Genomic DNA, 21,874 nt, shown 5'->3' on the forward strand with positions numbered 1-21,874 from the left:
CAACGGTATCTATGAGCGTAGACGATGCTCCACTGATGTTTCCACGTATGCTTAACGGCTGCTACGGGCGCATGGCGGCACTTTCAGCAGGCATACATGGAACGTAAGTGGAAATTGTACAACTAATTATATGATTTAACGCTACTGTCCGGCAGCAAGTGGAAAAACAGCACTTAATTATCCTGTTTATGCCACAAACCAGGATATTGGATTAATTAGTTGTACTTTTTCCACCTAATGATCTTAGTTCGAATCATTCGAGAAAATTAAGTGTCCTTTTTCCACTTCTTTTGCGGAGAGGGCATGCTCATGATCCCATCCGGATTTCACCTCATAATAGATCAATAAGTGGTGAGGATCGGTCATTGTTAGTAGGTAGATGATAATTTATTATAGATTTCATATATGAAAGCGTTATCAATATAGAAGGGTTAGGGGAAACAATAGGGGAAACAACAAACAGCGCACTCCTCGGGGCCGTTGAAATTGCTTTTGAAAAAGGGGGATGACCGGCAGACTTACACTACCAGGAATAGCAGATCTGGAAAGCTTCAACGAGGCAATTATACAAAGAGAATACGAAGAGGAGTGAAACGATGCGCAGCCAGAGCATTAGAAGCAATTCTTTCCGGAAATTCCTTTACATTTCGCCCTTTATGGTTTTACTTGCTGTCTTTGCGTATTACCCGCTCTACGGATGGGTATATGCCTTTTTTGACTATACCCCGCCTATTCCGTTGTCCCAATCGCCGTTTGTCGGCTTGAAGTGGTTCCAATCTCTGGTTGAGAACCAGGTGAAGGTCGACCAGTTGCTCCAGGTCATCAAGAACACCTTCGGCATTAGCGGTCTGGGCATTCTCTTCTCCTGGCTCCCGATGATCTTCGCCATCTTCCTGACCGAGATCAAGGCTGTCCGGTTCCGTAAATTCATTCAGACCGTAACCACGCTGCCGAACTTTATCAGTTGGGTCCTCGTCTACTCCCTGGCCTTCTCCATGTTCTCCAGTGAAGGTATGGTCAACGGCTTCCTACACACGACGGGGCTATCTGATTCTCCGGTCCTTTTCCTTCAGAGCTCGGATCATGTCTGGCTTACCATGTGGTTCTGGGCTACTTGGAAGACACTCGGCTGGTCAGCGATCCTGTATATCGCCGCCATCATGGGCATTGACGAGTCGCTGTATGAAGCGGCTTATGTGGACGGTGCAACCCGGATGCAGGTGATCCGGCATGTCGTATTGCCAAGCATGATGCCGACCTACTTCGTGCTGCTGATGCTCCAGATTGCAAGTTTTCTGAACAATGGACTGGAGCAATATTTTGTCTTCCAGAATGCGTTTAACAAGGACACTATTCAGGTCTTGGATCTATATGTGTATAACCTCGCCATGGGCGGCGGCAGTTATTCCGTCTCCGTTGCCATCAGTATGCTGAAGAGCCTGATTAGTGTTGTGCTTCTCTTTTCGGTAAACGGACTGTCCAAATTGTTGAGAGGAGAGGGCATCGTATGAGTGACAGCCAGACGGGTCTTACGCCAAACAGCCGGGATATAGACATCTCCAAAACGGTCAAAATGCAGGTCAGCGCCACCGACAAAATCATTTCCACCGTCATCTATATCCTGTTCTCCCTCTTCGCCTTCATTTGTGTCTATCCGTTCTATTCGATCATTATCAATACCATCAGCGCGAACGATCTCAGTGCCAAGGGTGAGATTATCTTCTGGCCTAAGGGGATTCATTTCCAGAACTATGTCGATGTATTCAAAATACCGGGCCTCGGCAATGCCTTTGTCATTTCGCTGGCCAGAACGGTAATAGGTACCCTTCTCACTGTCGGCGCTTCTGCCTTCCTGGGATTCATGTTTGCGCAGGAGGATATGTGGGGCAAGAAATTCTGGTACCGCTTCACCATCATTACGATGTTCTTCAATGCCGGGATCATCCCGTGGTATCTGACCATGAGAACCCTGCATCTTACCGACAATTTCCTGGCGTATATTCTTCCGTCCGTGGTAGCCCCATTCTTCATTATCCTGGTCAAAACCTTCGTGGAAGCTACGCCCAAGGAGCTGCAGCAGGCGGCCAGCATTGACGGTGCCGGGATCTTCACGATTTTCTACAAAATCATTCTGCCGATCAGCAAGCCGATCCTTGCAACCGTTGCCATCTTCTCGGCAGTCAACCAGTGGAACTCCTTCCAGGACACGCTGCTGCTAGTGACGGACAGCAAATTGTACAGCTTGCAGTTCATTCTGTATAACTACATCAATCAGGCAAGCTCCTTGTCCACTATGGTCAATCTGCAGAATGCCGGATCAACGGCGATGGCAACGCTGGCGACCAAGCAGACCTCTACCTCCATCCGCATGACGGTTACCATTATCGTAGTCGCACCTATTCTGCTGGTCTATCCGATCTTCCAGAGATTTTTTGTCAAAGGAATTATAATTGGGGCAGTCAAAGGCTAATACGCCTGCGCCATTATGATACATTAATCATTCGGGGGGCTACACATGAGAACACACATTAAGCTGGGAAGAAAGTCCGCACTGGTGCTCGGGACGACGATTCTGCTGATAACAACAGTACTAAGCGGTTGCAGTGGAAATTCCAACAATGGGGGTGCTGCAGCAGGGACGGCCGAACCAGGGACACCTGCCCAGTCATCCGATCCGGGCACAGGCATTGATCACAGCAAACCTTTGACCCTTACGGTATTTAACAATGCGGCTAACTACCAGGGCGAGCAGACCGGGTGGTACGGTAAACTGCTGAAAGACAAGTTCAATATCACGCTGAACATTCTGGCTCCGCAGGTGGCCGGCGATCAGCTGTACAAGACCCGATCGGCATCCGGAGACCTCGGGGACCTTCTGATTATTGAGAACAGCCAGCTCGAGGAATTGATTCCGGCGGGTATGATTATGGATCTTACGGACTTGATCAAGAATACAGAGCATCTGTCCAAATATGTAGACAATCACTTCAAGCCGTTCAATGTTGCCTTCGAGAAGCAGAACCCGGACGGTAAAATCTATGCCCTGCCGGCCTTCACCGCCGATACTTCGCCAACCACCTTCTCGGAAGAGCTGCCATACTCCAGCCCGATTCTGCCTTGGGACTATTACAAGGGAATCGGCGCGCCGAAGCTGAACAATCTGAACGATCTGATGACCGCCCTGAAGGACATGCAGGCCAAATATCCGAAGACTCCGGACGGCAAGCCGATTGTTCCGATCACGCTGTGGAAGGACTGGGACGGCGGAAGCATGGAGAATGTCCGCTGGCTCAGCAACTGGTATGGTTACGAGCAGCCGAACGGGACTACAACCATTCAACTGAATGCCAAAGGCGATATCGTTCCGATCGTAGACGACAACAGTATGTACAAGAAGATTCTGCAGTTCTATTATGACGCTAACAAAATGGGCCTCGTCGACCCGGACTCCCCTTCCCAGGACTGGAACAAGGTGTCCGAAAAGCTGACCAACAAACAGGTTCTTCTCCTGTGGTACTCCTGGCAGAGAGGCTTCTACAACACGATTGAAAGAGGCAACCAGGGCGACGGCAACGTTGCGGTTCCAATTGCGGACACCCACTTGATCCAGAACAGTGATGCTTACTTCGGGAACGGAAGAGTCTTTGCCATCGGCTCCAAAGCGAAAGAACCGGAACGAATCATGGAACTGATGGACTGGATGTCTTCCCCTGAAGGTCTGCGCTACTACACCAACGGTTTTGAAGGCTTCAACTATGAAAAAACGCCTGACGGCAAATTCAAGCTGACCGAGGTAGGCCAAACGGCATTCCAGGAAAACACCCCTGTACCTGATGAGTACGGCGGCGGCGGTTATCAGGACGGCCAGAGTAAGGTAAACTCGATGATTATGAGTGATTTCGTAGTCGACCCGGAAACCAAGGAGTTCTACAACAGCACCTATTGGGCTTCCACCATTGAAGCCAACAAAACAGCGTTGACTACAGACTGGCAGAAAACCTATGACGCGATCACTCCGACCGAATACTATCAGAAGAACAACATGATCGATATTGTACCTAACATCAATACAAGCCTCGGCTCCGATTCTTCGGACGTCAAGAACAAACGCAGCCAGATTTCGGATTATGTGAAGAACACCTCCTGGAAAATGATCTTCGCCAAGGATCAGGGCGAATTCGATCAGCTCTGGACGAAGCTCAAGAGCGATGTCGAAGGTCTCGGCTGGAATGATGTCTTTGCTGTCGACAAAGAAAGAGCAGACAAAATTGTTAAAATGCGTGCCGATGCGATTGCGAATAAATAAGCATTGACCGGCAAGGCGCAGGTATAAAAGAAAAGGCAGCCCCGGAGCCATGTAAATGGCTTGGGGTTGCCTTTTTCGCGCTTAAGTGAGTATATATAAGCTAACTTCTCCAGCCAATCAAGCCCCAAGTCGGCCAACTCGCCTAATCCTATCCAGCCAACCTGGCCCCTCTTCGGCTAACAGCCTACCCATATCCAACAAATCGCCTCCTCTTCGGCAACCTGCCTACTCCTAACCAACCAAGCGCCCTCTCATCTCCAACCTGCCCACTCCTATCCAACCAAGCGCCCCTTCATCGCCAACCAGCCTGCTCCTATCCAACCTAGCGCTCCTTCATCGCCAACCTGCCTACTCCTATCCAACCTATAGCGCTCCCTCATCACAAACCTGCTTACTCCTATCCAGCCTAGCGCTCCTTCATCGCTAACCTGCCTACTCCTATCCAACCTAGCGCCCCTTCATCGCCAACCAGCCTGCTCCTATCCAACCAATCGCCCTCGTCAGCAAGCAAGTGGAAAAACGTATCTTAATTAGGCCGATTCCGGCGTTTGCAGACAAGCAAGTGGAAAAAGAGCATCTAATTTTGCTGTATTCTCCATTTAAGGTGAATTTCAATGAATTAAGTGCTGTTTATCCAACTACAGTTGCAGTAAGGGATATTTGTTTATCAGCAAGTGTATAAAATCCAACTATTTCCTCCCAACAACCTCAACGCCGCGTGCAATGCAGTCTTCTGCGATCGGTGGACGACAGGTGAGTGATTAGAGGCTGATTAGTTGGCGATCGGCGGACGTTGGGTGTGTGATTAGCGGGCGATTGATGGGGCAATCAGCGGATAATCAGTGCTTAATCAGTGCTCGACCAGTGCCCGATTAGTACTCAATCAGTACTCAATCAGTACTCAATCAGTACTCGATCAGTACTCGACCAGTGCTCGACCAGTGCCCGATCAGTGCCCGATCAGTGCCCGATCAGTACTCGATCAGTACTCGATCAGTACTCGATCAGTACTCGATCAATGCTCGGTCAGCGTTTGATCAACGGACAATCAGTGTACGTCCGGCAGGACGTTTCGCTGCTACAATAGCAGCACCTCCAGCGGAATCAGAGGCACTCATTCCGAACGCCCCCAAACCATTTAAAAAATAAGCTGCGAGAACTGATACAAGCCGTTCTTCCAGACCGGCCAATCATGATCACCCTGTTCTTCAACCCAGATATGCGGCACCGCATGCTCCGCGAAATAGGCGTGCGTCCGGTCGCTGACATACTTGAGGCTGTCCCGATCGCCGCAGGATAACCAGAGCAGGCTAAGCGTTGCGGACGTCTGCTGCGGATCGGGTACCAGCAGCTCAGGCTCCTTCGTGTTGGGAGCCGGGGAGAACGCCCCGATCCAGGCAAACCGGTCCAGATGGCTCAGACCCATGTTGAGCGATTGCCCACCTCCCATGGATAATCCGGCCAGGGCACGGTGCATCCGGTCCGTCAGGACTGAATAATTCGCTTCTATATAAGGAATGAGATCGTTCAGCAAATCCGATTCAAACGTTTCAAAGGCCTGCACCTTGTCGGGGGCGAAAATATCGCCTTCCGCCCGGTCATTCAGCATCGCCCGGCCGTTCGGCAGCACAACGATCATGGGCTTCAGCAGCAGATCGGCATACAGATTGTCCAGGATGATCTGCGGTTTGCCGTGGGTATACCATTCGTCCTCATCTCCGCCAATGCCGTGGAGCAGATACAAGACGCTGTATTTCTCTGCACTGGAATATCCGGGCGGTGTATACACCCGGGCCTTCCGCGTGTTGCCTACTGTCGCAGAAGGATATTCAATCGTGCGGATCTCTCCCCGCGCGATCCCTTCCCGCTCCTGATCATACCCTGGCTTTTGTGTTAAATACTTCGGATTATTCCCGTTCAATGTCCTCATCCCTCTCCTTGAATTTATGTATATCCCACACTTAGTTTATTCAATAAACAAAGTGTGGGAGCCTTGCCCCATTATTCTGCGTTACAGCACAATCTTCACCGGACTATCATCTAGCAATTCAAATGGTCCGGGCGTGATATTTTGATCCGGGCGCTGTTTGCCAAAAAAGTCGTGGTCAAAACGGTAGGCGGAGCCATCCGGTTCCTCGTAGTACATCTCCGCGTGATAGCTTCTGCCGAGCATCTCAGTCGTAACTACAGCTGGAGCTGCAGCATGCATCATTTCAGCGCTTTTAATATACAACTGCACCTTGTTTACAGCTGGATCGATTTCGATCTCAACACCGTTGTCAACATAGGCCCTTGCATCCGGCTCATGAGAACTGGGGACCGCGCCTTTCAAATACACATTGCCCTGTATCGCGACAGGAAGTGCCATCCTATCGGGCTGGAACGGCTTTTCGGCTTCCTCCATCGCCGCAATTTCTTCCTTGGTATATTCCCACCACCGCTTGTGCATGGAGTCCGGGTAATCGTTGTACCCGCCCAACCCCACAGGGTGAAGATAACAGCGGGAGTTATCCGGGATACCGTCCATTACCGGGGCACCGCTTTCGTCCAGATTTTCTCTTGGAGTGAGTGGAAGATGCTCGAAAAAAGTCATCGGCAGCGGCTCGTTGTGCGGATCGTCATCACCTATAAATAGGTTGTTATAATACTTGTCGTCGCCACCCGTGATATTACTGAACCCGGCAACAGCTGTCTCATGAGGCATATGGTAGGGTGTATAACGGGTAAGCTCGGAACGCACCACAAACCTGCCGGCAAACAGATTATGAACAAACGCACCGCCTTGAGCCATATTGCGAAAGTTCATCGGAGACAGGAACAGGTTGTGATCCACCATATAAGGGCCGTGACAGACCTCTACAAAGAGATCCTCGGACAAATTGTCGTAAAAGGTGTTTCGGCTGATACGGGTGCCCTGCGCCTGCCAATCCAGCCAAAGTGCCCGGTAGCAGCTGTAAATGACATTCCCGCAAATTTGGGTATCCAGTGAAGCATGGAGTTTGATGCCTCCGACTTCTGCGCCGTGGAAAATACGTTTATGATGGATATTGTAAATGCGGTTCTGATAGATTTGGCTAAAAGCACCTCCTAGATGCCCTACGATTCCAGCCTGTTCACAGTCATGAATCACATTGTTGCGGACAATATGGCTTCCAATCCGGTCCTTGTGCCAGTCCTTGCGCAAAGCACGGAAAATAACCTCCTGCTCCCGTTGCGTTCCGCCCTTGATCCGGTTCTCCGACCATTCGTTATGCCCGGTGGTGATTTCTTTGCCGAGGCTGATGCCTGTACATTTGGACTCGCTGATCAGATTATCCTCAATAATCCAGCCCTTGCTCCAATGGGGGCCAATGAGCCCTTCCTGCAAAGCTGTTGGCGGAGCCCACTGGGGTGAGGCCTGCCGGAGTGTGAAGCCCCTGACAGTTATGTAGCTGCGGCCGGTCTTCTCCGGCCAGAAGCAATAAGGGCGCACATTGATTTCCACATTCTCTTTGCGCGGGTCCCTGCCGCCGAAGTTCGCCCATATTGTGGTGGCCGTGGAGCTTACTTCCGCATACCACTGCAGCAGAGAGTCCTCCGCATATTTGGCCTGAGGCCAAACCTGGGGATTGCGCAGCTTGTCAACGCCATCACATTCATATAGGGACTTGCCGTCAAGGTATACCTCTCCCAAATGCGGCTGGAACGCGCCTTCAAACAGCCAGTCCCCGTACAATTTAACCTTATAGGGGTTGCGGACAACAAACAGGGTGTTCGGTACCTCCGTACTCCAGACGCCGTCCCCTTCATCCGTCCAATCGGCCACAGGCTCAGCACCGGTGATAACCACTTCCCCATCCCCGGCAGACTGATATACAATCCGCTGTTCCTCTGTACCTCCATTGGCCGGGCTGATCCATTCCCTGTATATCCCCGCATGTACTGTAATCGTATCTCCCGGCACCGCAAGAGCCGCAGCACGGGAAACGGAGCGGAATGGCTGTTCCGCCGTACCCGGCGCCTGATCGCTCCCTTGAATGGCAACATGATATTCCATAATCAATTCCTCCTCTTCCTTGCAAGTCTTCTGCATATTAAGGGCGTTATCGTCAACAATGATGATCCCGTACATTCTTGCGTTCACTCTTCCAGGGAGACGCTGATGCGGCTAACAGACCCACTAGCTAGCCTACGTTCACTTCCATGGATACCTGCTTCAGCTCCGGATTCAGGTCCTTTTCCTCTGTGAAATCCAGAACCGGAGCACCGTCAATGTCAAAATGCACACGGCGGAGACCGGAGCTACGTGGTCCGTCAATTCCCGGTCTCGCATGATAGGCGTTCCAGATGACCCCATCCTCGTCCGTCACGTAGGAATTATGGCCCGGACCGTATTCTCCCGGCACACTTCTGGAGGTCAGCAGCGGATAATTGCCTTTGGTCCAGCTCTCTGTATCCAGCAGATCCGCCCCTCTATCTGCAGTCAGGAGACCGACAACATAGGTGGCATCCACCGCTGCGCTGGCAAAGGTCACGTAGAGCTTGTCATCCGAATACAGGGCAAACGGGCCTTCATCCACAAAGGTATGATTGTTAGCCCACCCATAGTCGGGCCGGGTCAGCAGCACCGGATCACTGGTCAGCTTCCACGGCTCCTGCGGATCGATGGTTGCGATATAGACCCTGGCCCCCAGATCGACAGGCACGAACTGGCGCTCCGACCATGCCGCATAGAGCTTGCCGTTCCACCGGATGACAGTCATATCCAGAGAAATCGTCTTGCCTGCTTCACACAAATATGTGCCGTCCTTCTTCACTACACGCTTCGGGATAGTCCAGTCCGCCGCGTTCATCGGATGACCACCTGCCCGCAGCTTCATCACATGCGACTCTTCATAGAAGAATTCACCAGAGGTTGCCGCATGAAAAATGTACAGCTCATCTTCAATGAAATGGAATTCCGGCGCCCACAGCAGACCGCGAATCTGTTCATAGGTGGATGAATCGAGAATCAGCACCTCTTCAGCCGTTACCAGTCCGGGAATAGTATCCGCTTCCCTCATATACAGCGTATGATTCTGATCCGCATCATTGGTGGCAATGAAATAATATTTCCCCTTCCACTGTGTAATGCAAGGGTCAGCACGGTCAAGTGCGATTGGAAAAGGATAATGCTCCTGATGGATCTCCCCGGTAATTCTGTAGGTTCCCGCCTGGCTCCAGTCGATGGCGCCCATATTCCAATCCACTTTTTTGGACGCCTGCGTACCATCGCTGTATAGAGCCGTTGCCCGCACAGCCTTCACTTCCTCTAACGAAGCCGCACTTACGCGGTCCGGAACCACGATAGCAATGTTCTCTGGAACAGTAAGCTTGCAGAAGAGTCTGCGGGCTGTCTCTGCAGAGACAGAGATCACATTGCGCGGCAGAATCCCTTCAATATCGGCAAGCACGGTATCCAGAGTGAACGGCTTTGCTTTTCCCGGAGCCGAGACATTTTTGAGGCTCATAATGTCGGTCATCCAGCTCTCATACCCCTGACCATATTCATCCATCCAGCTGATCAGGTAACCGTTCCGCTCAGGATCGTATTGGCAGGAGACATCGCTTACAAAGGTATCGGCCTTAAGCTCCAGCAGTCCCACCTCGCTGTATTGCAGTAAATCGGCAGAGGAGAACAACAGCACCTTCCCCTTACTCTGTTCATCGGCTTCACCGTCTGCCTCAGTACGCACAGCAATTACGCCGTAATTCCCGTCAGCCAAGTGGAAAAGATAAGGATGATTCAGGCTCTTGGCCCGGAGTGTCCCGTCTTCATTCTCCGTCGCCTTGGCGAACAGAACACCTGAGTTATGATTCAATTCCTGAAACAGAAGCCCGTCTGTGCTGTAAGCCAAGTGCATGCTGTGGGCAAGCCTCGAAGCGTACACCATATCCTCCTGCGGCAGCCTTGTATAGCAAAGGATCTGATTCCGATCCTCGTTTTGTTGTGGTATCATTAATCAATAACCTTCCTTCTTATTGATAATTTCTAATAACCAGTAATACACCTTCCACTGTCATTATTCAGCTACACTCGTGATACACACTATAAATTATAGAGATTGAGCGAATTTCTAACAATGATATTTACTGACCATTAATTGATCTATCCGAAGAAAGGAGAAGCCAATGCCCGCAATACACTACGTTGAATATGACGCTACGCATCAGCATGATTTCGTGTACAGCATTCCGGAAGGGCTGGATGCCTGGCTTCTTGTACTGACACAGACTCCGGCACTGTTTGATGTGAATGGGGAATTGAAGGAATTCCCCGCTCACTCTGCTGTCTTGTATCCGCCTAAGCACAGCATTTATTACCGGGCCTGCTCCCGGAAGTATGTGAATGACTGGGTCCGCTTTGATGCGGATGAATCTTATATTACAGAGACCGTCCTACCAGTCGGCACTCCATTCTCGCTGCCGGACCCCGGCTATTGCCATCAGCTGTTTCAGCTGCTGACACTGGAGAACTCCTTCCAGAACGATTACCGGGAGCTATCCATTGATTACCTGTTCCGGCTCTTGTTCAATAAGCTGTCCGAGGCGTCCGAGGACAAGCTGACTCCGCAATATTATAATCTTCTGGAGCTGCGCAAGACGCTTTACAGCAACCCCGGCCACCCTTGGACCGTGTCCTCTATGGCCGGGCATCTGCATATAAGTACAGGCTACCTGCAGACCATATACAAATCCACCTTCGGCATCTCCTGCATGGAGGATGTCATTCACTGCCGGATTCGGCTGGCCAAGGAGAAGCTTGGCTATGGCCAGCACAAAATTGCGGAGATCGCAGCACTCTGCGGCTATGCGAATGTCGAGCATTTCTGCCGGCAGTTCCGGCAGCTTACCGGCTTCTCCCCCCGGGCCTACCGCGAGAAGCTTGCTTCCAAACAGGCTGAAACCCGGCAGGAAGAATAGGCAATTGTAGTTATCTCGGCAGTTTTGCTGGAGCGGGTACGGGCTAGACGACAAGCAAATGAGAAGCATTAACCAATGCCCCTCACATGCTGATTAAGCCAACTATTAGCACACCTGCACTCTGTCGCTGCCTCTGGCCGGTATTCTTAAACTGCCCCCGCCTTCGGCATCCAGGCTGCCGGTTTCGGTTTCAAGACCCGGACTTAGCCCTGCCTGCGATAACGGAAATAATCGAAATCGGCATAACCTCCGGATGATTGGGTCGCATAATTGAACAAGCCAATCCGGTAGCCCATGAAATGATCCAGTGTATATTTCATATGCAGCGTTCCGCCAATAGCCTTCCAGGCCGCCCCATCTGCCGAATAGAAGAAATGGGCCGTGTCCACGCTATCTTCGAAATTAAAATCGATTCTTAGATATATCCTGTTGCCGGTGAATGGAATACTCTCTACCGTCTGCGGACAGCCGTCACCGCTGTTGACGCACATACTCACGCTGAACCCGCCCTGCTCCAAGGCCGCAGCCTCGACCGTCCCGTACCCGTTCTGCAAGGCAACCATACCTGCCCTGTCGCCGGTCTGCATGCCTGAGAGATCAATCAGCGTCTCCGCGCTGCACGCCGGACCTTCCGTCCGCTGGGTCAGTGTATTACGAGCCCGCAGAATGCTGTCTGCTGTGCGTCCGGTGCGCAGCCGCAGATAACCCGGCCGCTCGGTGAGAGACCATAGCCCGTTGTCGGGATTATGGTTCCACTGCCAGTTCAGCGCCAGCCGGCCGCTGGTATAATCGAACTCATCGCTGATCACCAGCGGCTTCGGCTCCCCCGCAGGAAGCTTCGTCCGGAACACTTTAGGCGCTTCACCGTTCTCCCCGATCACCGGCCAATCCTGCTCCCAGCTTACGGGGAGGACACAGGGAATCCGTCCGACAGCCCCATGATCCTGGAACAGCACCGCGTACCAGTCGCCGTCCGGTGTATCGACAATGCCGCCTTGGGCGACACCGTTATTCCGGTAGCCCAGATCATCATCCAGAATAACCCTCCGCTCGTAAGGACCCGGCAGCTCACGGGAACGGTAGCACAGCTGGCGTCTGCGCTGATTGCCGGTTCTCGGCCATTCAATGAAGAACAGATAATAATAGCCGTTCCGCTTATGCGCATGACAGCCTTCAATCCGCAGGCCGATGTCTTCCCGTTCGCCTTCCAGCAGCAGCTGATCCGTTCCGCCGGGCTTCACAGCCGTCAGATCCGCTGTCAGCTCCTTGATCATGATGTCCCCGTTGCCATAGATCACATAATTGCGGTTATCTTCATCCAGCAGGAGAGCCGGGTCATGATGGAGTCCCGGAATCACCGAACGCTCCCAGGGTCCCTGCTCAATATCTCCGGTCCGGTAGATATAGAACTGGTCCATATCATTGGAGGAGAAGCATACATAGTAGATTCCGTCTTTATAGCGGAGGGAGGCCGCCCAAGAACCGCTGCCGTATATCCCTTGGCCGTCTTCCAGCCGGTGGGCCTCATGATCCTCGAAGGAGTCATAGACATAATTCACTATTTCCCAGTCGTACAGATTCTCTGACTTCATAATCGGACAGCCCGGCATGGAGTGCATGCTGGTGCTGACCATATAGAATACAGGGCCGACCCGGATAACATCCACATCCGGGACATCTGCCCACATTACAGGATTGGTAATGATCGCGGTATTCAATGCTTTGGCCTCCTTGAAGTTGGTTATGCTTCTGTCGTGAATTTCCAAGCTGCCAGCTTGAACAAGTCCTTGCCGCTCGCGCCTGTGAATACCAGATAGAGTGAATGTACCCCTATGGCTCCATGGACCTCCCTCTTCAGCTCCGTCCATTCTGCCCCGTTCGCCGCAGGCACGGACAGCTTGCCGGCGAGCGGGCCAGCCGGGTCATCCAGATGCAGCTCCAGTACACCGCCGGCTTCAAGGCCCAGAACCGAAGCCTGGAACGCTTTTGCTCCCCGGCTCCCGAAGTCCACTCCGGATAATCCGATCCAGCCGCCGTTCTCTATATCCGTTACGATCTGCTCTCCCCCGGCAGTGAGAAATTCTGTCTTCACCCCCGCGCTCCAGCCCATCGTTGCTGCCGGGATGCGTTCATACGGGTTCAGTGTGACAAGCTGCTTCACGCCCTCATAGTCCGCATGAATCTCTTGAATGGAACCGTCCTCATGATGAGTCAGGCGGTTAAGATGCGTGGAGCGGTAGCCGTTCGCAATCCCTTGTGCCTTGGATAAGGTCTGGGCGTGATAAGCAATATACCAGCTGTCATGAAATTCAAACACCGCATGGTGGTTGTTCCCGGAGACTCCGAAGAAATGTCCCGGATTCTTCAGGATCGTCCGCTGATATGTCCAGGGACCCATGGGACTATCACTTGTCATATAGGCGATCTCCCCCGCCGGAGGGCTGCCCTCTGGCCGTTCCCCGTCATAAAAGTTCGAGCAGTAAGTATAGTAGTAGACACCGTTCCGCTTATGAATCCCGGCATCCTCGAACATGAATGGCGCCGGGATCACTTCAGCAGTACCCACTACGCTGGTCATATCCTCACCCAGTCTCATCACCCGGGCTGTGCCCGGCTCTGCGAACTGTCCTTCCGGGACACCGCCTCCGAAGTAAATGTAGCCCTTGCCGTCGTCATCGACCAGAACCGCCGGGTCGAACAGCCAGGTCACATCCGCCACCCCCGGTGTGGAGCGCAGAATCAGCGCTTCCCCGATTGGGTCAACCCATGGCCCCACCGGACTGTCACTTGAGAGAACCCCAATCCCGCTGGCATTATTGGCGAAGTACAGGAAGAACTTGTCCTTGCCGCCAATCACCTTATGAACTGCTGCCGGTGCCCAGGATTGGGTAGCCCACTTCGCAGCGCCCTCCGGTCCGGCCACGGCAATCGCGCCATGATCGGTCCAGTTGACCAGGTCGGCAGAGGAGATGACGGTAATGGTATTGATACTGCTGTAAGAGTTCTCTTTCACCACACCGCTCTCATCATATTCCAGCGCGTCGTTGGTCATGTACAGGTAGACTCTGTCCCCGAATACCAGGGCATAAGGGTCGGCTCCGTATCTGTGCGCTACCAGCGGATTACCGTTAGGGGGTACCTTTCCGGTAGCCTGATTCAATTGAGTTGTCATTTAATTCCCTCCATTGTTGTTAGCGATAAGATGGTTATAACAATTAGGATTGCGAAACCGTCCAGCCAGGTATAATCATCGGCCACGCCTCAGAAGATCACCGAATCAATGGAAGCTTTGTATTCCAGCAGAAGGGCGAAGATCTCCGTATAACGCTCCTCCTGGAGCCTCAGCATTTCTAATGTTGGCGCTTTCAAGTCCGTGCGCTTATCCTCATTACGGAACATGGAGATATCCAGCTCCGTAATCAGGATTTTGAGCCCCAAAAGAAGCGTACAGCTCAAGGGCGCTGCGGATTTCTTCAATGGACGGGCCATAGATATTCCAATGGGCCTGCATGCCTATGCCGTGGACCTCCTGTGAATAACAGCATTGTTGGACAGCTATCTCTATCATAGCGAATTTGTATGCGTTTACCATTACCATACTAAATACATGGACCCTAATAAATTAATGGATCTATCCTTTATCAGACTGGGACTGTTCGCGGAATGCCACCGGCTTCAGTGCCGTCCGTTTCTCAAACTCTCTCAGGAAATGGTGATAGTGCACATAACCCACACTCTCCACAATGCTCCTGACTGTGTCGCGGGTTTCGATCAGCCGCTTTTTGGCTGCTTCTATACGCAGATTGTGAATGTATTCCAGAATGCTGATCCCATGCTTTTTGATGAAGGCCTGGCCCAGGTACACCGGATTGATATAGAAGTGCTCGGCAATCTCTTTTACAGTCAAATGCCTGGAATAATGATCCCGCAAGAAGCATTCTACGCGGATAAGCGGATGCTCTGAGTTACGTTCCTTGTGCTGCCGGATATAATTCATACTTGTTGCCAGCGCGCTCTGAAGGGTGGCTTGCAGGGCTTCCAGCGATTTGGGCTCCGTTCTGAAAAAATCAAGCGAACCGATCCACTGATCGTCCGCTCCGCCGAATTCCTTCAGCAATTCCATGCTTCTCAGCATGATATCCATGCTGGTCATCTGTACAACTCCCGGATCTGTCCGGTTCTCCTTGAACACGCTGAACATTTCGTTCAGCTTCTCCTGAACCTTCTGCTCCTGCAGCCTCTCCACAGCGCTTATTATTTCCTCGAGCAACTCTGTGGCAGGGAGATTGTAGTTCACCTGGCCCTCGCCTTCAATGGCCGAATGCACCGGACCGCTTCCGTCTGAATAGAAATAGTGGCGGGCCGCAGCCCCTGCCGCTTCCCTGTAGGAGACAGGCAGCTCGCGGAGTGACTGCACACTCGGCCCGATGCTGACGGAGCCCTTCACACCGCTGCGGACCAGCCCAGCGTATAGCTGCTCCGCCAGCCCGGCCGCCCCCGCCGAGCTCTCCACAACCAGTCCGGCCTGATCGCCGGGCAGGTCAATGAACAGGGCACCTGCCGGTCCGGCCAGCTCCCGGCAAAGGTCTGTGATATTGCTGCTATCGCCCTCCACATGCAGATACGTCCAGCCCGTGACGGTCTCATCCAGACGGTCCATCTGCTCGGCCGCCTCCTCTTCAGGCTCGGCCCAGTGGCCCTCAAGCATGCGCGCAATCGCCAGCGGCAGCAGTCGGCTCGCCAGCATGCTCTGCTGCATCCGCTGCTTAACGCGTAGCTCCAGCTCATCCGTAATGTCTGTAAGCACCTTATCCCATTCGGCCTCTACGACCGGCTTCAGCAGATAGTGACTTACCCCATAACGAATGGCAGTTCTTGCATATTCGAATTCGCCGTAGCCGCTGAGAACGACGAAGATCGGCTGCTCCATCTCAAGGCTGCGCACGCGCCTTATCAGCTCCAGCCCGTCAATCCCGGGCATACGGATATCTGTAATCACAAGATCGGGCGAGTTTTGTACAATCGCAGCCAGCGCTTCCTCCCCATTCTCGCAGGCTCCGCAGATTTCAAAGCCCAGCTCTTCCCAATCCGTCTGTGTCCGCAATCCCTCTAATGCGAGGGTTTCATCATCCGCGAGTACCACTTTATACATGAGATCCCTCCACTACCAGATCCAGGCTCAAGTCCTCGGGAATCCGGATGGTAATGACCGTCTGTTCATATTCGGTGCTCTCAATGCTGAACCTGGCTCTGCCGTTATAGTACAACATCAAGCGTTTATACACATTGCGAAGCCCGACATTTTGTCCGGAATCCTGCTCCGTTTCCAGATGGGACTTGATCCATTCCAGCTTCTCCTTCTCGATTCCCTTGCCATTGTCCGTCACTACGATCAGCAGGCCAGCGTTATCCCTCGCCGCGGACACGTGGATTTCCCTTGCCCATTTGACCGACTGTAGGCCATGCTTGCAGGAATTCTCCACCAAGGCCTGTATGCTCATCTTGGGAATCCGGCATTTCAGCACCTCCGGCTCAATATCCAGCACATATGAGAACCGGTTCTGAAAGCGGAACTTCTCAATCTGCAGATACATTTCGATAAAAGAGACCTCTTCCTCTACAGTAATAAGATCATCCTTCCAGCTTAGCAGCCTGCGCATAATCAGCGCCAGATTGCGGATGACATCCGTGACTTGTTCATACTTATATTTCTTGCAAATGACCAATATGGCATTCAGCGTATTGAAGAGGAAATGAGGGTCCACCTGGCTTTCCAGATATTTCAGCTCCGCTCGTACCCGTTCAAGCTCCAGGTCCTTCTTCTGAATCTCCAGCTTATAGACATCATTGATCAGATTGCGGATTTTCCCGGTCATCAGATTGAAGCTGCGGATCAGTCCGCCGATTTCATCCTTCCCCTCATACATATCAATGCTCTCGAACTGTTCATATTTGACCAGCTTCATATGCTTGTAGAGCAATCTGACCCGCAGATTATAGGACCTTATAATCACAATCATGAGCAGGGTAGGGAGAATTATAGTTAATAGAGCAAGAATCAGTGAGATCCTTAGCGCATGGACCATTTCATGATTCACCTTCCGGCCCTCCGGAGTTCCGACCAGACGCCAGCCCTTGGTGTAGGCTGCACTGCTGAGCGTACGGACAATCTGCTTGGATGGCTGATCCAGGCTTGTGTCCACATTCAGCAGAGCATTGGTGTCCAGCGAGTAGAAGGATTGACCCGATGCCAGCACGATCCGGTTCTTCTCATCCAGCAGCTTGAAATCCAGATAATCACGCTCCTTCTGGAACAGCTCCTGCACATTGTTCAGCCGCAGATCAATCCGCAAATACTTATTGTAGGGCTGGCCCGTAAAGTTATCTAGCTTGCGGATCAGGCTGACAAACACCTCCTGCTGGGGCGGATTAAGCGGGTTGGTCCCCTGATAGGAGGTCAGCAATACCTTGTCTGTGCTGCTTGATATTTTGCGGTACCATTCACTCTGCTTATCCTTGTCTGACAGAATAAAATAGCTGCTGCCATTCTGGATCGTCGGATTGGAGGTATATATGCCCATCCAGTAGATATAGGAGTGGAGATTGCTGTACTGCCGCAGCTTGTCCTTAAGAAAATCGTTATAGGCATCATAATAAGCCTCATTATCCGGGTAGGCATAATCCATCATCTCCATATAGGGCCGGTCTGCAGCCACCGTATTGCTGATCGCCACACATTCATTCACGATCTGCATCAGATCATAGACCACCCGGTCTACCGAAATCCCCAGATTCTCCCTCTCCCGTACTTCCACGTTGCGGCTGATCTGCACATAAAAAAGGGCGTTGATGCTGAGTATGGGGACGAGAACACACAGTAAGTAGATAAACAAAAACTTGTATTTGAGCGGAATATCATTGATGAAGGCAGACGGCTTCCGTTTATGCTTCATGCAGTCCCCTCCTCCCCTTGATTTAGCTCTTCTTGTATACGGTAGGCGTAACGCCGTTGAGCGCCTTGAACTTGGCAGCGAACACATCAGCGTCCGCATAGCCCACCCGGCTTGAGATATCGGAAATACCCATATCGGTCCGGCGCAGCAGCTTCTTGGCTTCTTCAATGCGGTATTCATGGAGATAGTCGTTAAAAGAGCTGCCGTAATGCTTCCTGAACCGTTGTCCCAGGTAAGCGGAATTCACATGCAGAACTTTCGCAATATCCTGCAGCTTCAGCTTCTCCTGATAATGCCTGCGGACATACTCCGTCACGGCAGACACTATCTGGTCCTCCCGCCTGCCGTCCGCAGCAGCTGCGAACCATTCTGCAGCCTCGCACAGCTCCTCCTCCGTCTGCCTCTCCAGCAGAGGCAGGCAGCTGGCCGTATACCGGGACGGAAACCATTTTTTCACCCACTGCGCATAGTCTCCCCCTCTGGCAGTAATTTCACGTAGCAGCTCAGCTTTGATATTGGCCAGAAAAGCGTCGATCCATGAGCTTGAAGCCACCTCCGCCGAGAATATCTTGAACACATCGCGGAGTTGCCCGCTCAGGTGCTCAAGCTTCCCTTCAGTGACGGATTGCAGCAGCGATCTTCTCAGCTCTGCCGGAAGCATCGCCATCTGAGTCTTATCCTGCTTCTCGAAGAAGCCGGCCGCTCCGCCCTCCGCGGCATCCGGCCTGCACAGCTCAGCAGCCAGCGCATCCTGATAAGCCGAATTCAGAGCTTCCGGTCCGTGATGCTGAAGGCTTGCCGTGAAACAGACCGGAGTGCTGTACAAGGGACGTATTTCATCCATCCAGCTTGTGAGCATGGCCGGGTCAAGCTCCGGTCCTTCCTGCGGGGACACCAGCAAATATCCATGCTTCCCGCTTCCTGCAGTGAACGGATAGACGCTCAGGCTGCACAGCGGCTCCTTGCCGCCCATGGCAGAGACCTGCTCACGCAGCTGAAGACTGTCAGGCGCTGTTCCATGGACCAGTATACAGCATATCCGCGAGGCGGGGGTGATCCCAAGGCTCTTCATCCCCTTCTGCCGCTCCTCTTCCGTGTTCTCCCGCATCAGGAGCCGGGATACCGTATCCGCCTGCATCAGAGCCGAAAGAGCCTCGCGCCGTGAGGACACCTTGCGCTCCTTATGGATTTGGTCGGTTACGATCTGCAGCGCCTCTGTTAGCTCCTTCTCATCCAGAGGTTTGGTCAAATAGTTGGATACCCCGTACTTAAGCGCCCGCTTGGCATACTCAAAGTCGGCGTAGCCGCTGAAGATAATAAACTTGGGCCGGAAATCGGTTTTGGAAGCTCTTTTTATTAGTTCAAGACCGTCAATTACCGGCATGCGCACATCAGTTATAACCAGATCAGGACGGGTGCTGTGAATCAGATCCAGCGCGTCCTCCCCGTCCAGAGCCTCACCGCATACTTCAAAGTTTAATTTCTCCCAGTCTACCAGGAATCGCAGCCCTTCCAGCATAAGCGGCTCATCGTCGGCAAACAGTACCTTAAGCATTGGATCACCCTCTTTATTTAAGTATTTTGAGTTCTGCAAGGCTCACCAGTATTGAACAGGAGAAACCGCTTCGGCTTCACCCGAAACGGTTATATTATCCATATTTTTCTTATATCATTCTAAATGACAATTATTCTTTCACACTTCCCAGGTTCAACCCTACCACGAAATACTTCTGCAAGAAAGGGTAGACGAACAAAATCGGGACAGCCGTAACGATCGTGATCGCGGAACGGATGGAAGCCGGTGTAACCAGGGCCTGCACCTGATTATTCTGGCCTCCCGCAAGCATGGAAGGATCATTGTTCGTGCTCATCGTGGAACCCAGCAGCTTCATCATTTCATATTGCAGTGTGCTTAGCTTAAGATCCGAGGAAGCATAGAGGAAGGTATCGAACCAGGCATTCCATGAACCTACCGCAATGAACAAAGCAACCGTTGCCAGTACAGGAGTACACAGCGGGAAGATGATTTTCCAGAAAATCCGGAAATCCCCCGCCCCGTCGATCTTCGCCGATTCGGTTAGACTGAACGGAAGACCGCGGATATAGGTCCGCATAATGATCAGGTTGAATGCGCTGACCAGACTCGGAAGGATATAGACCATGAAGCTATGCAGCAGGCCCATATTCTTGATCAGGAAGTAGTTCGGAATCAGTCCGGCATTGAAATACATGGTCAGGATGAACAGCAGGCCGATTTTTTTGCGAAAAATATATTGTGGCTGCGCCAGTGCATAAGCCAGCATAGTGGTGAGAAAAACACCGAGCAGCGTTGAGATGACCGTGCGGGATACCGAGATAAATGCGGCATGGTAGATCGTCCCTGAAACAAAGACCGCCTTGTAATTCTCCAGCGTCCACGAACGGGGCCAGAGATAGATTCCACCGGCCAGCGTGTCACTGCCGTCGTTGAACGAAACAGCCATCGTGTGGAGGAATGGATACAAGGTTACAGCAACCACAAAGAGCATGAACAGCGTGTTCAGTGTATGAAACACAACCGGCTCTATGCGGCTTGATCCTTTTGCTACAGCTTTCATAAGGGCTTCCTCCTTTAGATTAACCGCTCTTCGCCGAGACGTTTGGCAGTATAGTTGGCCATGAAGACGAGAATAACGCTGACGATGGTCTTGAAGATCCCTGCTGCCGTAGCCAGAGAATAGTTCCCCATAGAGATCCCGTACTTAATGACGAAGATGTCGATGGTCTGCGAATAGTCTATAGTAAGACCGTTGCCGAGCAGGTACTGAAGCTCAAAGCCGGCATCCAGAATATGTCCAATATTCATAATCAGCAGAATCACAAAGGTTGCTTTAATTCCCGGAAGAGTGACAAAACGCATTTTTTGCAGACGCGTAGCGCCGTCGATGGATGCTGCCTCATACAGGGAAGGGTCAATGGAGGTAATCGCGGCCAGATAGATAATCGTACCCCAGCCTACTTCTTTCCACACGTTGGAAGCCCCGACAATGCCCCAGAAATACTTGCCTTCACTGAGCCACATAATCGGATCTTTGATCAGGTGAAGCTTCATTAGAATGACATTGACAATCCCGTCATCAATCGACAGGGAGGTAGCGACAATACCCGCTGCGATAACCCAGGACAGAAAGTGCGGCAAATATGAAATTGACTGGACGATACGTTTGAAGAACTTGAGTCTAATCTCATTCAGCAGCAAAGCCAGGCCGATAGCCGTCACCGTACCGAGTACAAGATTGATGAAGCTCATGGCAACCGTGTTGCGCAGCACCAGCATGAAGGTCTCATCGGAGAATAGGAATTTGAACTGCTGGAAGCCTACCCACTCCTGCTGGCCGAAGGAGAGCGCCGGGCGGTAATTCTGGAAGGCCATAATCCATCCCCAAACAGGAACATAGTTAAAAATAATTAAATAGATGGCAATCGGCACAGACATGAAAATAAGCTGTTTCTGTATCTTTAGCGTCTTCCAGCTGAGGCTCACACCGATTTCCGGATCGACTTTGCTTCTACGGGTCTTCTGTTTCTTGACCTGTTTGTCCAGTACGGCATCAGACATGTAGTATTCCCTCCTGTGTAATCGTTCTCTCCACTCCTATTTAGGAAGAGCGGGAAAGTTCATTTCCCGCTCCGT

The 21,874-nt window shown here is 51.9% G+C and carries 16 protein-coding genes; 4 read left to right on the forward strand and 12 right to left on the reverse strand.

The window, feature by feature from the left end:
* The first annotated feature begins 596 nt into the window (after positions 1-596).
* The 3 genes from NSQ73_RS19690 to NSQ73_RS19700 are packed head-to-tail and all read left to right on the forward strand — an operon-like array spanning position 597 to position 4,306.
* Positions 597-1,511 (forward strand): ABC transporter permease subunit, encoded by a 915-nt coding sequence (locus tag NSQ73_RS19690; RefSeq protein ID WP_340987810.1) that lies wholly within the window; start codon positions 597-599, stop codon positions 1,509-1,511.
* Entirely contained in the window at positions 1,508-2,470 is a 963-nt protein-coding gene (locus NSQ73_RS19695) for a carbohydrate ABC transporter permease (RefSeq protein WP_144026091.1), read from the forward strand. Before NSQ73_RS19690 ends, NSQ73_RS19695 begins: the two co-directional genes overlap by 4 nt.
* 45 nt (positions 2,471-2,515) lie before the next feature.
* The gene (locus tag NSQ73_RS19700; protein ID WP_340987811.1) at positions 2,516-4,306 is read left to right on the forward strand and encodes a hypothetical protein; all 1,791 of its coding nucleotides are present in this window, start codon (positions 2,516-2,518) and stop codon (positions 4,304-4,306) included.
* A gap of 1,138 nt (positions 4,307-5,444) precedes the next feature.
* Here the strand turns inward: NSQ73_RS19700 and NSQ73_RS19705 are convergent.
* From NSQ73_RS19705 to NSQ73_RS19715, 3 genes are all read right to left on the reverse strand, one after another.
* On the reverse strand, positions 5,445-6,236 hold the full coding sequence (locus NSQ73_RS19705; RefSeq protein ID WP_340987812.1) for an alpha/beta hydrolase: 792 nt from the start codon (positions 6,234-6,236) through the stop codon (positions 5,445-5,447).
* 81 nt (positions 6,237-6,317) lie between these two features.
* Complete coding sequence (locus NSQ73_RS19710) at positions 6,318-8,342, reverse strand: right-handed parallel beta-helix repeat-containing protein (protein WP_340987813.1); 2,025 nt, start codon at positions 8,340-8,342, stop codon at positions 6,318-6,320.
* A 127-nt stretch (positions 8,343-8,469) separates the two neighbouring features.
* Positions 8,470-10,284 carry a family 43 glycosylhydrolase gene (locus NSQ73_RS19715; protein WP_340987815.1) on the reverse strand — a complete coding sequence of 605 codons (1,815 nt, stop codon included), beginning with the start codon at positions 10,282-10,284 and terminating at the stop codon, positions 8,470-8,472.
* Positions 10,285-10,456: 172 nt separating this feature from the next.
* Between NSQ73_RS19715 and NSQ73_RS19720 the strand changes: the two genes are divergently transcribed.
* Positions 10,457-11,248, forward strand: coding sequence for a helix-turn-helix transcriptional regulator (locus NSQ73_RS19720; protein ID WP_340987816.1), 792 nt, complete (start codon positions 10,457-10,459; stop codon positions 11,246-11,248).
* A 203-nt stretch (positions 11,249-11,451) separates the two neighbouring features.
* Here NSQ73_RS19720 and NSQ73_RS19725 read toward each other — a convergent pair whose 3' ends face one another.
* The 9 genes from NSQ73_RS19725 to NSQ73_RS19765 form a co-directional block, all read right to left on the reverse strand.
* The gene (locus tag NSQ73_RS19725) at positions 11,452-12,966 is read right to left on the reverse strand and encodes a glycoside hydrolase family 43 protein (protein WP_340987817.1); all 1,515 of its coding nucleotides are present in this window, start codon (positions 12,964-12,966) and stop codon (positions 11,452-11,454) included.
* A gap of 23 nt (positions 12,967-12,989) precedes the next feature.
* Entirely contained in the window at positions 12,990-14,420 is a 1,431-nt protein-coding gene (locus NSQ73_RS19730) for a glycoside hydrolase family 43 protein (RefSeq protein ID WP_340987818.1), read from the reverse strand.
* Positions 14,421-14,509: 89 nt separating this feature from the next.
* Positions 14,510-14,686 carry a hypothetical protein gene (locus NSQ73_RS19735; RefSeq protein ID WP_336101118.1) on the reverse strand — a complete coding sequence of 59 codons (177 nt, stop codon included), beginning with the start codon at positions 14,684-14,686 and terminating at the stop codon, positions 14,510-14,512.
* Positions 14,637-14,846 carry an endo-1,4-beta-xylanase gene (locus NSQ73_RS19740; protein WP_336101112.1) on the reverse strand — a complete coding sequence of 70 codons (210 nt, stop codon included), beginning with the start codon at positions 14,844-14,846 and terminating at the stop codon, positions 14,637-14,639. The genes NSQ73_RS19735 and NSQ73_RS19740 overlap by 50 nt, the downstream gene beginning before the upstream one ends.
* A 33-nt stretch (positions 14,847-14,879) precedes the next feature.
* Positions 14,880-16,400, reverse strand: a complete 1,521-nt coding sequence (locus NSQ73_RS19745; RefSeq protein WP_340987819.1) for a response regulator transcription factor — start codon at positions 16,398-16,400, stop codon at positions 14,880-14,882.
* The gene (locus NSQ73_RS19750; protein WP_042135915.1) at positions 16,393-18,201 is read right to left on the reverse strand and encodes a sensor histidine kinase; all 1,809 of its coding nucleotides are present in this window, start codon (positions 18,199-18,201) and stop codon (positions 16,393-16,395) included. Before NSQ73_RS19750 ends, NSQ73_RS19745 begins: the two co-directional genes overlap by 8 nt.
* Positions 18,202-18,223: 22 nt before the next feature.
* Positions 18,224-19,756 (reverse strand): response regulator transcription factor, encoded by a 1,533-nt coding sequence (locus NSQ73_RS19755; RefSeq protein WP_340987820.1) that lies wholly within the window; start codon positions 19,754-19,756, stop codon positions 18,224-18,226.
* A 130-nt stretch (positions 19,757-19,886) separates the two neighbouring features.
* Positions 19,887-20,798, reverse strand: coding sequence for a carbohydrate ABC transporter permease (locus NSQ73_RS19760; RefSeq protein ID WP_042135910.1), 912 nt, complete (start codon positions 20,796-20,798; stop codon positions 19,887-19,889).
* Between the two features lie 14 nt (positions 20,799-20,812).
* The gene (locus NSQ73_RS19765) at positions 20,813-21,799 is read right to left on the reverse strand and encodes an ABC transporter permease (protein ID WP_340946716.1); all 987 of its coding nucleotides are present in this window, start codon (positions 21,797-21,799) and stop codon (positions 20,813-20,815) included.
* Positions 21,800-21,874 lie beyond the last annotated feature (75 nt).

The organism is Paenibacillus sp. FSL R10-2736, assembly GCF_038000245.1.
GTDB classification, from domain to species: domain Bacteria; phylum Bacillota; class Bacilli; order Paenibacillales; family Paenibacillaceae; genus Paenibacillus_AQ; species Paenibacillus_AQ phytohabitans.

What these genes read in the sequence shown, in the direction of transcription:
- NSQ73_RS19690 (WP_340987810.1), top strand. Translation starts at nt 597, where the DNA reads ATGCGCAGCCAGAGCATTAGAAGCAATTCTTTCCGGAAATTCCTTTAC.
- NSQ73_RS19750 (WP_042135915.1), bottom strand. Translation starts at nt 18,201, where the DNA reads ATGAAGCATAAACGGAAGCCGTCTGCCTTCATCAATGATATTCCGCTC.
- NSQ73_RS19705 (WP_340987812.1), bottom strand. Translation starts at nt 6,236, where the DNA reads ATGAGGACATTGAACGGGAATAATCCGAAGTATTTAACACAAAAGCCA.
- NSQ73_RS19715 (WP_340987815.1), bottom strand. Translation starts at nt 10,284, where the DNA reads ATGATACCACAACAAAACGAGGATCGGAATCAGATCCTTTGCTATACA.
- NSQ73_RS19745 (WP_340987819.1), bottom strand. Translation starts at nt 16,400, where the DNA reads ATGTATAAAGTGGTACTCGCGGATGATGAAACCCTCGCATTAGAGGGA.
- NSQ73_RS19710 (WP_340987813.1), bottom strand. Translation starts at nt 8,342, where the DNA reads ATGGAATATCATGTTGCCATTCAAGGGAGCGATCAGGCGCCGGGTACG.
- NSQ73_RS19755 (WP_340987820.1), bottom strand. Translation starts at nt 19,756, where the DNA reads ATGCTTAAGGTACTGTTTGCCGACGATGAGCCGCTTATGCTGGAAGGG.
- NSQ73_RS19720 (WP_340987816.1), top strand. Translation starts at nt 10,457, where the DNA reads ATGCCCGCAATACACTACGTTGAATATGACGCTACGCATCAGCATGAT.
- NSQ73_RS19730 (WP_340987818.1), bottom strand. Translation starts at nt 14,420, where the DNA reads ATGACAACTCAATTGAATCAGGCTACCGGAAAGGTACCCCCTAACGGT.
- NSQ73_RS19700 (WP_340987811.1), top strand. Translation starts at nt 2,516, where the DNA reads ATGAGAACACACATTAAGCTGGGAAGAAAGTCCGCACTGGTGCTCGGG.
- NSQ73_RS19760 (WP_042135910.1), bottom strand. Translation starts at nt 20,798, where the DNA reads ATGAAAGCTGTAGCAAAAGGATCAAGCCGCATAGAGCCGGTTGTGTTT.
- NSQ73_RS19695 (WP_144026091.1), top strand. Translation starts at nt 1,508, where the DNA reads ATGAGTGACAGCCAGACGGGTCTTACGCCAAACAGCCGGGATATAGAC.
- NSQ73_RS19740 (WP_336101112.1), bottom strand. Translation starts at nt 14,846, where the DNA reads ATGGTAATGGTAAACGCATACAAATTCGCTATGATAGAGATAGCTGTC.
- NSQ73_RS19765 (WP_340946716.1), bottom strand. Translation starts at nt 21,799, where the DNA reads ATGTCTGATGCCGTACTGGACAAACAGGTCAAGAAACAGAAGACCCGT.